The organism is Arthrobacter sp. NamB2 (assembly GCF_005281365.1).
Classification (GTDB): Bacteria; Actinomycetota; Actinomycetes; order Actinomycetales; family Micrococcaceae; genus Arthrobacter_D.
Window position 1 is genome coordinate 325,346 of sequence record NZ_SZWI01000001.1, and the last position, 14,574, is coordinate 339,919.

Annotated in this window: 14 protein-coding genes; 6 read left to right on the plus strand and 8 right to left on the minus strand. The window is 69.1% G+C overall.

From position 1 onward, the window contains the following. Positions 1 to 37 precede the first annotated feature (37 nt). Positions 38 to 949 carry a general stress protein gene (locus FDK12_RS01565; protein WP_189636225.1) on the plus strand — a complete coding sequence of 304 codons (912 nt, stop codon included), beginning with the start codon at positions 38 to 40 and terminating at the stop codon, positions 947 to 949. 121 nt (positions 950 to 1,070) lie between these two features. On the opposite strand, the gene FDK12_RS01570 is transcribed toward FDK12_RS01565, so the two are convergent. Next, positions 1,071 to 2,651: an aminopeptidase P family protein gene (locus tag FDK12_RS01570; RefSeq protein ID WP_411266141.1), complete on the minus strand. Its 1,581-nt coding sequence runs from the start codon at positions 2,649 to 2,651 to the stop codon at positions 1,071 to 1,073. 85 nt (positions 2,652 to 2,736) lie between these two features. Then, on the minus strand, positions 2,737 to 3,711 hold the full coding sequence (locus FDK12_RS01575) for an AraC family transcriptional regulator (RefSeq protein WP_137367913.1): 975 nt from the start codon (positions 3,709 to 3,711) through the stop codon (positions 2,737 to 2,739). Between the two features lie 290 nt (positions 3,712 to 4,001). On the opposite strand from FDK12_RS01575, the gene FDK12_RS01580 reads away from it, so the two are divergent. The 3 genes from FDK12_RS01580 (at position 4,002) to FDK12_RS01590 (ending at position 5,968) form a co-directional block, all read left to right on the plus strand. After that, positions 4,002 to 4,598 carry an NmrA family NAD(P)-binding protein gene (locus FDK12_RS01580; protein ID WP_137367914.1) on the plus strand — a complete coding sequence of 199 codons (597 nt, stop codon included), beginning with the start codon at positions 4,002 to 4,004 and terminating at the stop codon, positions 4,596 to 4,598. Further along, a complete protein-coding gene (locus FDK12_RS01585; protein WP_137367915.1) occupies positions 4,595 to 5,029 on the plus strand; it encodes a DUF1772 domain-containing protein in 435 nt (144 codons plus the stop codon). Before FDK12_RS01580 ends, FDK12_RS01585 begins: the two co-directional genes overlap by 4 nt. Before the next feature lie 96 nt (positions 5,030 to 5,125). Next, a complete protein-coding gene (locus FDK12_RS01590; protein WP_137367916.1) occupies positions 5,126 to 5,968 on the plus strand; it encodes a PHP domain-containing protein in 843 nt (280 codons plus the stop codon). Between the two features lie 15 nt (positions 5,969 to 5,983). Here the strand turns inward: FDK12_RS01590 and FDK12_RS01595 are convergent, their stop codons facing one another. The 4 genes from FDK12_RS01595 to FDK12_RS01610 all read right to left on the minus strand — a co-directional run bounded on the left by FDK12_RS01595 (position 5,984) and on the right by FDK12_RS01610 (position 11,030). After that, on the minus strand, positions 5,984 to 6,853 hold the full coding sequence (locus tag FDK12_RS01595; protein ID WP_411266142.1) for a DNA-methyltransferase: 870 nt from the start codon (positions 6,851 to 6,853) through the stop codon (positions 5,984 to 5,986). A 6-nt stretch (positions 6,854 to 6,859) separates the two neighbouring features. Then, the gene (locus tag FDK12_RS01600) at positions 6,860 to 8,665 is read right to left on the minus strand and encodes a DEAD/DEAH box helicase (protein WP_411266143.1); all 1,806 of its coding nucleotides are present in this window, start codon (positions 8,663 to 8,665) and stop codon (positions 6,860 to 6,862) included. Between the two features lie 275 nt (positions 8,666 to 8,940). Then, a complete protein-coding gene (locus FDK12_RS01605; RefSeq protein WP_317616699.1) occupies positions 8,941 to 10,512 on the minus strand; it encodes an RNB domain-containing ribonuclease in 1,572 nt (523 codons plus the stop codon). Positions 10,513 to 10,583: 71 nt separating this feature from the next. After that, positions 10,584 to 11,030, minus strand: a complete 447-nt coding sequence (locus FDK12_RS01610) for a YdeI/OmpD-associated family protein (RefSeq protein ID WP_137367918.1) — start codon at positions 11,028 to 11,030, stop codon at positions 10,584 to 10,586. Positions 11,031 to 11,189: 159 nt separating this feature from the next. Between FDK12_RS01610 and FDK12_RS01615 the strand changes: the two genes are divergently transcribed. Beyond that, positions 11,190 to 12,041: a ferritin-like fold-containing protein gene (locus FDK12_RS01615; protein ID WP_137367919.1), complete on the plus strand. Its 852-nt coding sequence runs from the start codon at positions 11,190 to 11,192 to the stop codon at positions 12,039 to 12,041. 146 nt (positions 12,042 to 12,187) lie between these two features. Here FDK12_RS01615 and FDK12_RS01620 read toward each other — a convergent pair whose 3' ends face one another. Beyond that, entirely contained in the window at positions 12,188 to 12,412 is a 225-nt protein-coding gene (locus tag FDK12_RS01620) for a DUF3107 domain-containing protein (protein ID WP_104117121.1), read from the minus strand. A gap of 48 nt (positions 12,413 to 12,460) precedes the next feature. After that, a complete protein-coding gene (locus tag FDK12_RS01625) occupies positions 12,461 to 13,090 on the minus strand; it encodes a TetR/AcrR family transcriptional regulator (RefSeq protein ID WP_104117120.1) in 630 nt (209 codons plus the stop codon). Positions 13,091 to 13,233: 143 nt separating this feature from the next. On the opposite strand from FDK12_RS01625, the gene moeB reads away from it, so the two are divergent. After that, complete coding sequence (gene moeB, locus FDK12_RS01630; protein WP_137367920.1) at positions 13,234 to 14,502, plus strand: molybdopterin-synthase adenylyltransferase MoeB; 1,269 nt, start codon at positions 13,234 to 13,236, stop codon at positions 14,500 to 14,502. The last annotated feature ends 72 nt before the right edge of the window (positions 14,503 to 14,574 follow it).

Below are 14,574 nucleotides of genomic sequence, written 5' to 3' on the forward strand. Positions count from 1 at the left end.
CCTCCCGCACGGACGGGCGGTAGGCAAGAATGGAACCATGTCGACACCACCACTTGGAACCACTGCCTCCCGTGACCTTGGCCGGGTGTTGCCCACGGGCGAGACCATCGGCCGGTACACCAGCTACCTGGACGCCCAGAAAGCGGTGGACTACCTCGCGGACCACAAGTTCGCCGTCCAGCGGGTGTCCATCATCGGTAACGACCTCAAGACCGTGGAGCGTGTGACCGGGCGGCTCAGCTACCCGCGCGTCGCGCTCGGCAGCGCGGCGACCGGAGCCTGGTTCGGGCTGTTCGTCGGACTCATCCTGAGCCTCTTCGCCGGCAGCGAGTCCGGGATCACCATCACCTCGTCGATCGCCCTGGGGGCGATCTTCTGGTTGCTCTTCGGCGTCCTCACCTACGCCTTCCAGCGAGGGAAGCGCGACTTCACGTCCACGAGCCAGGTCATCGCGACCAGCTACGACGTGATCGTCGAGCCGAGCCTTGCAGCGGACGCCCGCCGCCTGCTCCAGCAGCTTCCCATGAACGGCCAGGCCCAGCATCCGGGGGTCGACCCGTCGGCCTCGGTGCAGGGCCCGGGATACCCTGCCGCACCGGCCGGCCAGCACCAGGCTCCCGAGCGCCCCGCGTCCTGGAACGATCCCTACGCGGGCAGCCGGTCCCAGCAGGCAGGATCTCCCGAGTCCGGTCCCGCCGAGGCGCAGACGGCCGGCCCGGGGACCAGCGGGCCCCGGCGGGGCCAGTTCCCCGACCTCCCCGATGGACGTCCGCAGTACGGCGTGCGCGTGGAGGCGCAGGAGGAGCCCGGCCGGCCCTCCTCGGCTGCGGCGGGCGGCGTCGGCCAGCCCGGCGGCATGACAGTCCAGCAGGGCCAGGACCTGGCCGCGGACGACGGCGGCTCGGCTACCGGTGGTTCCTCGGCCGCGGGCGGCCCGAAGCAGGGCTGACGACGAGGATCTCCTTACCGACGGACGCGCAGCAGCACGCGCGGCGGAGGATGCACAGCGAAGGCAGGGACCCACGGTCCCTGCCTCCTTCCGTCCGGCGGCCCGGGTACAGGTGCCGAGGCTAGTCGCCCGTGCTGCCCCAGATGCCCGCCATCCAGTCCTCGACGTCGTCGGGACTGCGCGGAAGAGCTGCGCTGAGGTTGACCGGGCCGTCCGCTGTCATGAGGATGTCGTCCTCGATGCGGACGCCGATGCCCCGGTACTCTTCCGGTACGGCGAGATCCTCCGCCTTGAAGTAGAGGCCGGGCTCGATGGTGAAGACCATCCCTTCGGTGAGGATGCCGTCGAGGTACAGTTCGCGCTTGGCCTGGGCGCAGTCGTGCACGTCCATGCCGAGGTGGTGGCTCGTGCCGTGGGGCATCCACCGGCGGTGGTGCTGGCCCTCGGGAGCCAGTGCCTCCTCGAGTGGGACGGGCAGGAGGCCCCACCGGTCGAGGTTCTCCGCCAGGACCGTCACCGCGGCGAGGTGGACCTCGCGGAAGCGGCGTCCTGGCTGGGCGGCGGCGAAACCGGCGTCGGCGGCGTCGAGCACCGCCTGGTAGATCCTGCGCTGGACCTCGGTGTACCGCCCGTTGACCGGGATGGTCCGGGTGATGTCGGCGGTGTAGAGGCTCTCTGCCTCGACGCCGGCATCCAGCAGGAGCAGCTCCCCAGCCCTGACCTGGCCGGTGTTGCGGATCCAGTGGAGCGTGGTGGCGTTGTTGCCCGAAGCGGCGATGGTGTCGTAGCCGAGGTCGTTGCCCTCCTCGCGAGCCCTGGCGAAGAACGCACCTTCGACGACGCGCTCGCCGCGCGGGTGCGTGATGGCGCGGGGGAGGGTGCGGACCACGTCATGGAAGCCGTTGACCGTGGCGGCGACGGCGATGGTCATCTGCTCGATCTCCCACGTGTCCTTGATGAGCCGCAGCTCCGAGAGTGCTTCGGCGAGCACGGCGTCCAGGGAGTCGGCCCTCTCGAGGTCCACTCCGGTGTTGATGCGCGAGGTATCCACGAGGGCGTCGGCATTCAGGTCGACCTCGCGCAGCAGCCGGATGCTGATGCCGCCGATCTCGGGGACTCCCGCATCCTTGGTGATGGCGACCTCGAGCTCGCTGAGGTCTGCCGTCTCGAGGGCGAGCTGGGCCGTGATCTGCGCCATCGAGAGGCGCTGGCCGATCCAGAATTCCCCGTAGCGGGCGTTCGCGTAGAACTCGGCGCTCTCGCGCCCGGCCAGTTCGCGGAAGTACAGCGTGGCCGTGTGGTTTCCGCCGTCGTCGCCCGTGCCGGACTCGACCGGTTCGAGGACCAGGACGGCGTCGGGCTCGTGGTCCAGGCCCAAACCGGTCAGGTGCGCGAAACCGGAGTGGGGGCGGTACCGGTAGTCGGTGTCGTTGGACCGGACCTTGAAGGGCCCCGCGGGGATGACGATGCGCTCGCCGGGGAACCGGTCCGAGATTGCACGACGACGCCGGGCCGCGTGCGCAGCGACCGGGGACTCGGCGGGGAGCTCGTCCGACGCCGGCGCCCAGTTGCCGGCCATGAAGGCCTTGAAGGCCTCCGAATCCGGCCGCTGGGAGCGGTTCTCGTTGCGGTCGGAGAGCGGTTGGCCCTCCGGGGCGTCGGTCGGGGTCAGGGATGCGGGTGCGGTGTCGTCGGTGCTCACCCCGTCATCGTCTCACCGTCGCGGTGCAGCATGAAAGCCCGGCGTCGTAGCAGGCTCTGCGCCATCCCGCCCCTACCGTGGTCGTTCAGACTGCGGACCCGGCCTTCCGTGGGAGCGTCACCGGAAGCTCTGCGGAGAGTTCCGGCCGGCGCTGACGATACTCCGACGGCGTCACCCCGAGTTCACGCCTGAAAGCCGTGCTGAAGGCGTAGGCGTTCTGGTATCCGACACTGCGGGCTACCCGCGCCACGGTGGCGGCAGGGTCCTGCAGCAGATCGCTCGCGAGGGTGAGGCGCCAGTGCGTGAGGTAGTTCATCGGGGACCGGCCCACGCCGGCACGGAACCGGGCGGCGAGCGAGGCACGGGAGGTGTTGACGTGCTGCGCAAGGCGTTCCACCGTCCATGGCGCTGCGGGGTCGGCGTGCAGGTACTCGAGGGCGCGGACCACGAGCGCGTCATCGCACGTGAGCCAGGTGCTTCCCGGAGGGCGGTCCGGACCGCTGAGCCACCGGCGGATGGTGCTGACGACGAGCACGTCGAGGAGGCGGTCGACGACGATCTGGGCGGCGGGGTCGTCGTGGGCTATCTCCTGCCCGAGCAGGTCCACGAGCGTGGTGTCGGTACGGTCGCGCCGCACGACGGCGAGTCGGGGGAGGGCCCGGGTGACGAAGCGGCCGGCCTCGTCGGGGCGTTCGTAGGTGCCGACGAGCAGCGACGTCTCTCCGTCGGCGGCGTTACCCCATCTCCGGATGCCTCGCCGGTATTCCTCGCGCACGCTCCGCCCCTCCAGGGTCGTGCAGCGCTGGTCGGGACCGATCTCGATCGTGGGCGTGGAGGCGGCAGCATCCGTCACCCGGTACGGCTCGGGGCCGCGTACGAGGGCGACGTCGCCTCCCTCGAGCAGGGTGCCGTCGATCCGGACCCTCCCGTGGACGACGGCGAGGATCGTCAGTGCGGCGCCGTCGCGGATGGAGACACCCCAGGGGGCACTCATGTGCATCGACAGAGCGAACGCTCGTGCTGCACGCGGTCCGTCGAGGAAGTGTGCGAGGGGATCCACGCGATGAACACTAGACGCTCGCGAAGCCCTGCGCGACGATCACCCATTCTCCGTCTTCCGCATTCGGTCTGTACTTGGTCCATGACCACTGTGATTCTCCGCGGCACCGGACGCTCCGGCTCCCGCATCTCCGACCGCCTTACCGCTGCTGCACATCCGGTACGGCCCGCATCGCGCCGAACGGGCTTCGACTGGGACGACACCTCGACCTGGCGAGGTGCCCTGCGCGGGGCCACCGCCGCGTATGGTGCTTCACCCCCGATCTCGCTCTCCCCGGTGTCCCCGAGACGATGGGCGACCTCGGCAGGCTCGCCGCCACCGAGGGTGTGGAGCGACTCGCTCTGCTCTCGGGACGCGGGGAGGAGGGGGCCCGGGCGAGTGAGACGGCGCTCCGCGAGGGCAGCATCCCGACGACGGTGCTGCGCTGTTCGTGGTTCCAGCAGAACTTCTCCGAGCATTTCCTGACCGGTCCCGTTCGGCGCGGCCGCCTGCGGCTGCCTGCGCCGGATGTCCCTGAGGCGTTCGTGGACCTCGACGACGTCGCCGATGCAGCCGTCGTCGCCCTCACCCGAGCGGTCCCCGAGGACGCAACGTACGAACTCTCAGGGCCGGAACTGCTGACGTTCGCCCAGGCCGCCGCTCTGATCTCCGCAGTCAGCGGCCGGACGGTCACGTTCGAGGCCGTGGACGTTCCGAGCTTCGTCAGGGACCTTGCCATCGATGGAGTGCCGGCAGAGGAAGGGGAGCCCCTCGCACACCTCTTCACGGACATCCTCGACGGAAGGAATGCGTTCCTCGCGGACGGGATCGAGCGGCTCCTCGGACGACCGGCGTCCCCCTTTCGCCGCTATGTCCGGCGCGCTGCCGCGTCAGGTGCGTGGTCATGATCCTGGCAGCCGCCGTCGTCGGGGCGGGTCTCGTCGGAGGCGTCTACGCCGGCTTCAGCGCCATCGTGATGCCGGCCCTCGGACGGCTCGACGACAGGGAGGCGACGCTGGCCATGGTCGGCATCAACCGTTCGGCCGAGCGCGGTCCCTTCATCCTGCTCTTCGCATCCGCCGCGGCAGCAGCCATCGGGCTGGCAGCTACAGCAGCACCACGCGGCGACACGACGACAATGGTCGTCGCAGGGGCATCCCTCGCCAGCACGCTGGTGACGGTGTCGGTCAATGTCCCACTCAACCGACGGCTGGAACGGGAGGGACCGGGCTTCTGGGTGCACTACCGCCGCCGCTGGGTCGCGTTCAACACCCTACGGGCGGCGCTGGCCACGACGGCAGTGCTCGTTGCCGGCGTGGACCCGCTACGGATTCCGTAGCTGCGTAAGCCGCGGAAGCGCACTCACCGTCCGCCGGGCCGCTCGCAGCCGGGCACGGTGGCGGCCCCTTCGGCCGGCGGCGCGTAGATTGGACCGGTGAGGATCGATCTGCACACCCACTCCAACGTCTCGGACGGCACCGAGGACCCTGATGTCCTGATTGCCTCAGCGGCCGCCGCAGGGCTCGACGCCGTTGCGCTCACCGACCACGACTCGACAGCCGGATGGGACAGGGCGGGGGCGGCGGCGACGGAGCACGGCATCACGTTCGTCCCCGGGATGGAGGTGTCGTGTCGCACCGACACCGGTATCAGCGTGCACGTGCTGTCCTACCTGCACGACCCCGCGCACGTGGGACTGCTCGACGAGATCGCCAGGTCACGGGAGGCACGGCTCACGCGGGCCCAGCGCATGGTGGAGCTCATGTCGGCCGACTTCCCCATCAGCTGGGACCTGGTGCAGGAGCATGTCACGGAAGGTGCCACGGTCGGACGCCCCCACATCGCCGACGCGCTCATCGCCCTCGGTGTGGTGGGCACCCGATCCGAGGCCTTCGAACGCGTCCTCACGGCGCGCTCGCCGTACTGGGTCAGCCACTACGCGCCGCACCCTGCCGACGCCGTAGCACTGATCCGTGATGCCGGCGGCGTGCCGGTCTTCGCCCACCCTTCCGCGTTCAACCGTGGAGCGGTCGTCGGAGGAGCCGTCATCAACGAGATGATCGACGCCGGACTGCTGGGGCTTGAGGTCGAGCACCGCGACAACCCGGAGGCAGCACGCGTCGAACTGAGGAGGATCGCCCGGGACAACGGCCTCCTCGTGACGGGCTCCAGCGACTACCACGGCAGCGGGAAGCCGAATATGCTCGGCGAGAACGTCACGAGCAGCGAGACCCTGGAGATGATCATCGGGCTCGCCACGGGCACTGCAGTCCGCTGAGGACGCATGCTGGGACTAGGTCCAGGGAGCCAGTCGCGCGCGCATGATGTCGATGGCCTGCGGATTGCGGTCCACGCACACGAATCGCCGGCCGAGCTTCCCCGCGACCGCCCCGAGTGTCCCCGAGCCCGCGAAGAAGTCCAGTACCCAGTCGCCTTCGCGGCTGCTGGCTGCAACAGCCCGCCGTAGCAGGCCCTCGGGTTTCTGGGTGGGGTATCCCGTCTTCTCCCGACCGGTGGGCGAGACGATCGTGTGCCACCAGACGTCGGTGGGCAGCTTGCCGAGCGCGGCCTTCTCGGCCGTGACCAGCCCGGGCGCCATGTACGGTTCCCGGTCCACTTCCTCGCTGTTGAAGTAGTAGCCGGACGGGTTCTTCACGTAGACGAGGATGTTGTCGTGCTTGGCCGGCCACTTCCGCTTGGTCCGCGCGCCGTAGTCGTACGCCCAGATGATCTCGTTCAGGAAGCAGTAGCGGCCGAACAGGGCATCGAGCATGACTTTCGCGTAGTGGACCTCGCGATAGTCGAGGTGCAGGTAGAGCGTCCCGTCGTCGGCCAGGAGCCGCCACGCCTCGGCCAGCCGTGGTGCGAGGAAGTCCCAGTAGTCGTCGAAGGCGTCGTCGTAGCTCGCGAGGATGCCCTTGACGGTCGAGTAGGACTGGCCCTTGAAACCGATCCTGTCGCCCGAGCCCTCCACCGCGCGCACCATCGTGGTCTGCTGGCGGCGCTGGGCGCGTCCCGTGTTGAACGGCGGGTCGACGTAGATCATGGTGAAGGCCGCGTCCGGCAGCGATGCCAGGTATTCCGCGTTCTCGGCCTGGACCACGAGGTTGGCGCCGTCCGCACTCCACACAGGAGGCGCGGACGGCACAGGCAGTTCCGTCACCGAGGGCTAATCCTCCGTGCCGCCGGCGGGCTTCCCGACGACCTCGCCGTTGCGTCGACGGGTCCTGCTGCGGCGCGGACGCTCGCTCGTCGGCGTCTCGCTCTCGCCGCCGCCGGACCGACGACGACGTCCGCCGCTCTCGACCGCGTCGCTCGAGGCTCCGGCGTCAGCAGGGGCCGCCGCGGGTGCATCAGGCGCATCGGCGCCACCAGAGCGGCTGGCTCCGCGACCGCGGCCGCGTGAACCGCGCGGGCCCTCGCCGGACTCGCCGCCCTCGCGGGACTGGCCGCCACGTCCGGAACGACCGCGTCCGCCGTCGTTCCCGGCGCTGTCGGAGCGTCCGCCGGACCGACCGCGTCCGCCGTCGGTCCCCGCGCTGTCCGAGCGGGGGCCGCCGCCACGCTTGCCGGTCTCACCGAGGTCCTCGAGCACCTCGGCGTTGATGCCGGCGAGCTTGCGGTCCTTGCGGGGCAGGCGCCCCTTGGTGCCCTCGGGGATGTCGAGGTCGGTGTAGAGGTGGGGCGAGGACGAATACGTCTCGACGGGCTCGGGCACGTCGAGTCCGAGGGCCTTGTTGATCAGGCCCCAGCGGGGGACGTCGTCCCAGTCGACGAAGGTCACGGCGGTGCCCTTCTTGCCGGCGCGGCCCGTGCGACCCACGCGGTGCAGGTATGCCTTCTCGTCCTCGGGGCACTGGTAGTTGATGACGTGCGTGATGTCCTCGACGTCGATACCGCGTGCAGCGACCTCGGTGGCGACGAGGACGTCGATCTTGTCGCCGCGGAAGGCGCGCAGGGCCTGCTCGCGTGCGCCCTGGCCCAGGTCGCCGTGAATTGCACCGGCCGCGAAACCGCGGTCGATCAGTTCCTCGGAGAGCTTCGCCGCGGTGCGCTTGGTCTTGCAGAAGATGATGGCGCGTCCACGGCCCCGGGCCTGCAGGATACGGGCCACGACCTCGGCCTTGTCCAGGTTGTGCGCACGGTAGATGACCTGGCGGATGTCCTTCTTGGTGATGCCCTCGTCCTCGGGGTCAGCCGCGCGGATGTGGGTGGGCTGCGTCATATAGCGGCGGGCCATCGCGATGACGGGGCCAGGCATGGTCGCGGAGAACAGGAGCGTCTGGCGCACGGGCGGCGTGGCGGCGATCAGCGTCTCGACGTCCGGCAGGAAGCCGAGGTCCAGCATCTCGTCGGCCTCGTCGAGCACCACGATCTTCACGTTCTTCAGGACCAGCAGCTTCTGCCGGTACAGGTCGATCAGGCGGCCGGGCGTACCGACGACGATCTCGACGCCCTTCTTGATCGCCTCGATCTGGGGCTCGTAGGCACGGCCGCCGTAGATGGTGACGATGCGCGCGTTGCGCTTCTTCGCCGCCGTCGTGAGGTCGTTGGCAACCTGCACGGCGAGTTCGCGGGTCGGCACGATGACCAGGGCCTGCGGTGCGCCGGGGACCGGGAGCTTGTCGTAACCGGCGTCATCAGGACCCACGACGCGCTGGATGGCCGGGATGCCGAACCCGAGCGTCTTGCCGGTTCCGGTCTTCGCCTGGCCGATGATGTCGTGACCGCCGAGGGCGATCGAGAGGGTCATCGCCTGGATGGGGAAGGGGTGGATGATGCCGGCGTCCGCGAGGGACTCGACGATGTCCGGGCGGACGTTGAAGTCCGCGAAGGTCTCGGCGACGGGAGCATGCGGCTCCTCGGTCGTGACCAGGGTCTCCTCGACGTCGATGGCATCGGGGGCGTCGTCGGCGACGAGGTGGTGCGCACCCGTGGCCGTGGTGATGTCTGAATCTGTCTTAGCGTTGTGCACGTTCTACCGTTCATTCAGGCCGTGCGGCCGCTGAGGCTCGACGCCGGAGTGGATTCATCGCGATGGATTCATACCGTGCGGAGCGTATCGGCGGGCGCAGGGCGTCCAGTGGAAGCCGATCGCGGGCTTGCGACTGCGTGCGGGCTGCGGAGTGAGACCTCGCGCCTGCGGAAAAACTCGGGATCGAGTAGGTACTGCGGGTTATCGAGGAGAAGATAACGACCGGTCATCCATTACTACGCCTTAAAGACTACCCTGCCGGCCCCGCAGCGGCGTCATTGCGCGTATCGTTGCGGCGCGTCCGTCGGTTTGACCTCGAAGCGGAGGCGCCGCCGGGCGATGTCCGCCTCCAGCAGGACCACCGTCACGCGTTCGCCCGCAACGAGCTCGCCGTAGCACTTCGCCTCGAGCGGTGGTTCGGTCACCTGCACGGTTCCGGACAGCCGCGGCGCCTGCTTGCCCGGTGCTTCCTCGACAGCGGGCGGCGATCCCTGGAGGACGACGGCGGAGAACGCCTCACCGATGCGGTTGCTCAGGAGTGCGGCCTGCACCGCGTCCATGGCGCCGGAGTCAAGCCGGGACGCCGTCTGGTTGGACGAGGACATCAGGGCGTTGAGTTCCGGAAGAGCCGAGCGGACCCAGCCGGGTACTTCCTCACCCGCGCACAGCGAGGAGCAGATGACGAGGACGAACCGGTCCACGAGACGGCGCAGGGGAGCGGTGGTGTGGGCGTAGGGAGCAGCGATGGCGGCTTGCACGACGGCATCCGGCAGTGCGCCGTCGAACGCGGTGTAGCCCGCACCCCGGAACAGCGAAGCGGCCGCGTGCATCAACGCGAGCTGCCGAGGGTCGGTGACGTCCAGTGTGCGGAGGAAGGCGCCGTAGGCCATACCCTCCGGCCAGGGGTGCTCGAGCGCCTCCGACTGGCGCCGGAACTTGCCGAGCGCGCCGTCGTCGGGCTCGGGCATGGTCCGGAGGATGCCGATGCCGCCGTCGATCATCATGCTGGCAGCGGCCATGCCGGTCATCAGCGAGATCTGCGCGTTCCAGTCCTCGCAGGGCAGAGCGGGCTCGGTGATGATGCCGTAGCTGTCGCCCTCGTGCGTGATCTCCTGCCGCGGGAGGTTGAGGCTGGCGCCTCCGCGGTCGAGCTCCAGCTGGATGCGACGGGATCCGATCTCCTCGAGGAGGGCGAGCTGCTCGTCCGCCGTGCCCGCGTCGATGTCGGCCTGGACCTGCGCGTAGGTGAGCTGGCGCCGGCTGCGGACGGTCGCCCGGCTGACGGTGACGGACCGGACGACAGCATCCGCATCAAGGCGGAAGTGCCAGACGAAGGCCGGCCGGTCCTGCTCCGGGAGGAGGCTGGCAGCGTGCTCGGAGACGACCTCAGGATGCAGCGAGATGCGGCCGTCCGGCGCGTACATGGTCTGGCCGCGCAGCCTCGCTTCTGCGTCGATGGCGCCCCCCGCACGGACGAAGAGGGGTACGTCCGCGATGGCGTACCAGACCTCGTAGCCGCCGGGCCCGTTGTCGCCGTCGTTTCCACCGGCATTTCCGCGGGCATCTCCGCGGGCATTCCCGCTGTCGCCTTCGCCGCCGGTACCGCTCCGGGCAAGGCACACGGCCTGGTCCAGGTCCGTGGAACCGGGCGGATCGATCGTGAGGAACGGAAGCTCCCGCAGGTCGGCCGCGGGGAGCTCGTGACTGCGAACAGCGGCCTCCGCTTCCCGCAGCACCTCCTCCGGAAATTCCTCGCGGATGCCGAGTTCCTCACGCAGGGTTCGCAGCGACTCGGTGAGGCGCTGCTGGGACTCACGGTCCCTGAGGTCCATATGCTGTGCTGGCACAGGGTTTACGGTAATGCACGTCACATGCATCGGGCATTTCCGAACGGGTGACGCGCAGTCGGGCGCCGTTGCTAGGGGGAGGGCCGGCGAAGGCTCTCGAGAGCCTTCGCCAGGCGCCGTCCCCGAGTATCCGCGCTCTTGGCTTGCTCGATCGGTAGGACCAGCGCCTTCCTGCGGCTGACGGACAGTGCGTCGAAGGCGCGGGCGAGCGATGGCTCCACCGTCAGTGCTGCGGCCAGGTCCTCGGGCACGTCCACCGTGCGTTCCTCCGTGTCCAGGTCCAGGCTGACCCTCAGCGTCGCCCCCGGCTCCAGCCCGGCCGCGGTGCGGTGCTCGGCACTGACGGGGATCATGGCCCGCCCGCCCATCGAACCGATCGTGGTGCGGTAGGTGTAGTCGCCAAGACCCACGCGTACGGGAGCCCGCCGGCCGCCGCCGAGCTCCGCGAGGACTTCTTCAGGAACCTCTATACCGGTGGCCGTGCGCCCTGAGAGAAGGAGGACAGCGGTGAATTCCATGTCCGACTCCTTTCACCGGCAGGGCCGGGATCACCGGTGCCCGAGCGCTCTCACGGGCCGTCGACGCGTTCGAGCGTAGACCGGAAGCGGGTACAGCACCAGACCCCCGGGCGAGAGCCGCGGGTTGCCCCGACCCCTCGATTGCGTACTCTTAGCAGAATGAACAACGGCTCCTCCGACAACACGGCCCTCTCCGCCGCCGGGCCGGAGCACACGACATCCGCCGGACCTGCCACGGCTGCAGCTCCGTACCCCGGTGAGGGTGGTGCTTCCACTGATTCGGTCCCGGCCGCTCCGACCGCCGCTGCCACCCTTTCGTCACGTGCCGCCCTTCCTGCCAGTGCATCCGACGACGCCCTCGCGAATCCGCGCTACGCGCGCTTCGTGACCGACTTGCTCGGTGTCATGGCCTACGGGGAACTGTCAGGCTTCGAACGATTGTCGTCCGACGCGCGGTTCTCGCCCAGCCTCGCCGACCGCGCCAGCCTGGGTCGGCTCGCCGTGCAGGAGTTCGAGCACTTCGAGCTGGTCGGCGCGTTCCTTGCGGACCTCGGCGTGACGGTCGAGGACGCAATGAGCCCCTTCCAGGCGTCCATCGACGCATTCCACGAGCGCACACGGCCCGGTGACTGGTACGAGTCACTCATGAAGGCATACGTCATCGATGCGTTCTCCGGGGATTTCTATCGCTCCCTCGCCGATACCCTCGACCCGCGCACACGCAACCTCATCGGCACCATCGATTCCGGGGAGGGAGCGGCACACCTGCAGCGCCGGCTGAAGGAGGCGCTCGCCGATGATCCGAGGCTGGCCTCGCGCCTGGCGCTCTGGGGCCGCCGGCTCGTGGGGGAGGCGCTCACCCAGGCGCAGCGTGTGGGCATCGAGCGCGAGTACCTTGCCGGTCTGCTCTTCGCGGACGAAGCCGATCACACGCAGCACACGACAGCCCTCTTCTCACAGCTGACCCGCAACCATTCGCGGCGCATGAGTGCCCTGGGCCTCACGGCCTAACCCACTCACGGCATGACCCACTCACGCCGGGCGGGACCGCACGGTGTAGGAAGCTTCTCTGCCGGAAGCTCTTCGGTACCTACGAGAAAGACCCGCACCCAGCGGCATGAGCCGTGGCTGCGGGTCTTCGCGACGTGCCCTCGGGCTTACAGCGCGCCGAAGCCCACCCGTCGGGTTTCCTCCGCGCCGATCTCGACATAGCCGAGGACCGACGTCGGAACGATCACCTGGCGGCCCTTGGAATCCTTGAGGCGCAACTCCGAGCCGCTGGTCATCGCCTGCGCCACGAGTTCGGCAATGGCGTCGGCGCTCTCGGACGAATCGAGGATGATCTCCCGGTTGACGTTCTGGATACCGATCTTTACTTCCACGGCGCATGCCTCCTGTGTAGTGAACGTGTCATTCCTTCGAAACCTACTCTAGATTTCCTTGGGAAAGCGGCTGATTCCGCGCCAAGCTAAACGGTAGATCAGCTCCGCAGCGGCATCGATGTCGAGGCTGCCGTCCGTCTCGAGCCAGTAGCGCGCGCTGATCTGGGCCATGCCGGCGAGGCCGCGGCCGAGGAGCGTCGCCTCGACCATCGACAGCTGGGTGTCACCGGCGATCACTCCGGCGATAGCGCTCGCGAAGTGCGCATTGAACGCTTCGAGCCGGCTGCTCACATCAGGCTCGTTGCTGATATCCGATTCGAAGACCAGCCGGTGCGCCTGGCTGTCCTGGGCGATGAACTGGAAGTAGGCGCGCATCGTGGCATGGACGCGGAGTTTGTTGTCGTCGGTCGAGCGGAGGGCGTCGACGAGCAGTTGCGTCAGTTCGGCGAGATGACTGTCGAGCAGGGCCAGGTAGAGGTCCCGCTTGCCGGGGAAGTGCTGGTACAGCACCGGCTTGCTCACCTTGGCGGCGACGGCGATGTCATCCATCGCTGCCCCGTGGTAGCCGTTGCCCACGAAGACCTCCTGCGCGGCCGCCAGGAGCTGCCGGCGGCGTTCGTCGCGGGGCAGCCGGAGGGCCTTTCCTGCGGCAGTCGGTTCAGCGCTCACGTAGGGCATTCCTCGGTTCAGGGTGGGCGGAGGTCGATCCAGTTTACCCACCGGTGGCGGGGCGGCGGTGCGGCGGTAACACCGCGGGTTCCTCCGTACCGCTGCCCCCGCGAGCACTGGCACCGCTGCAGCCGCGCGGAATACCCTTGGGCATGACCGCTTCACCGTCGGGCTCCCCGTCGCCGACCACGCCGCGTGGCACTTCCGTCCCGACGCCGCCGTCGTCCGCCGTGCCGGCACCGCTGCCGCCGCTCGTCGATGCGGCGGGGAGCCTGAGCCGGGAGGAGACGCAGCGGTACTCTCGGCACCTCATCATCCCCGGCTTCGGCATCGATGCGCAGCTGCGCCTCAAGAACGCCCGCGTACTCGTGATCGGGGCCGGAGGGCTGGGTTCGCCGGCGCTGCTGTACCTCGCCGCGGCCGGGGTCGGCACGCTCGGCATCGTGGACGACGACGACGTGGAGCTGTCCAACCTGCAGCGCCAGGTCATTCACGGCATGTCCGACCTCGGTCGCTCGAAGGCCGAGTCGGCACGCGACAGCATCCTGGAGCTGAATCCGCTGGTGCAGGTCGTGCTGCACGAGGAGCGGTTGGACCGCGACAACGCACTGTCGCTCTTCGCCGCGTACGACCTGATCGTGGACGGGACGGACAACTTCGCCACGCGCTATCTTGTGAACGATGCCGCCGCCATCCTCGGGAAGCCGTACGTCTGGGGTTCGATCCTCCGCTTCGACGGCCAGGTGAGCGTCTTCTGGCAGGATCGCGGGCCCACCTACCGTGACCTCTACCCGGAGGCGCCGCCGGCCGGATCCGTGCCGTCGTGCGCCGAGGGCGGCGTGCTCGGCGTCCTCTGTGCGCAGATCGGATCCGTGATGGTCAACGAGGCCGTCAAGCTCATCACAGGTGTCGGAACCACCCTGCTCGGCAGGGTCCTGGTGTTCAACGCACTGGACATGAGCTGGCGGGAACTGCGCGTGCGTCCCGATCCTTCGGCCGCCCGGATCACGGAGCTCATCGACTACGAGGAGTTCTGCGGCCTGCCCCCGGCCGGTTCGGGCGACCAGGCGAGCGGGGACGCCGACGAGACGGTTCCGACCGTGTCGGTCGACGAGCTCGCAGGTCTCCTGGCAGAACGTGCGGCCGGGCGCGCGGATTTCGACCTGCTGGATGTCCGTAATCCGGAGGAGTACGCCATCGTGAGCATCGACGGCGCCGAGCTGGTGCCGAAGAACCTGATCCTGGACGGCGACGTCCCGATCGGGAACGCGAGGGCCGTCTATGTGCACTGCAAGTCCGGCGTCCGCTCGTCCGACGTCGTCCGGTTCCTGCGTGCTCAGGGACACCCGGACGCGCACTCGGTGGACGGGGGGATCCTCGAGTGGGTCCGCAGGATCGAACCCCGGAAGATGACCTACTAGCGCCTTCCTGCGGAGGTCCTGGTGTGGCGCTTCGCTCGGGGCCCTTCGATCAGGAGCCCCTGCGATCAGGGG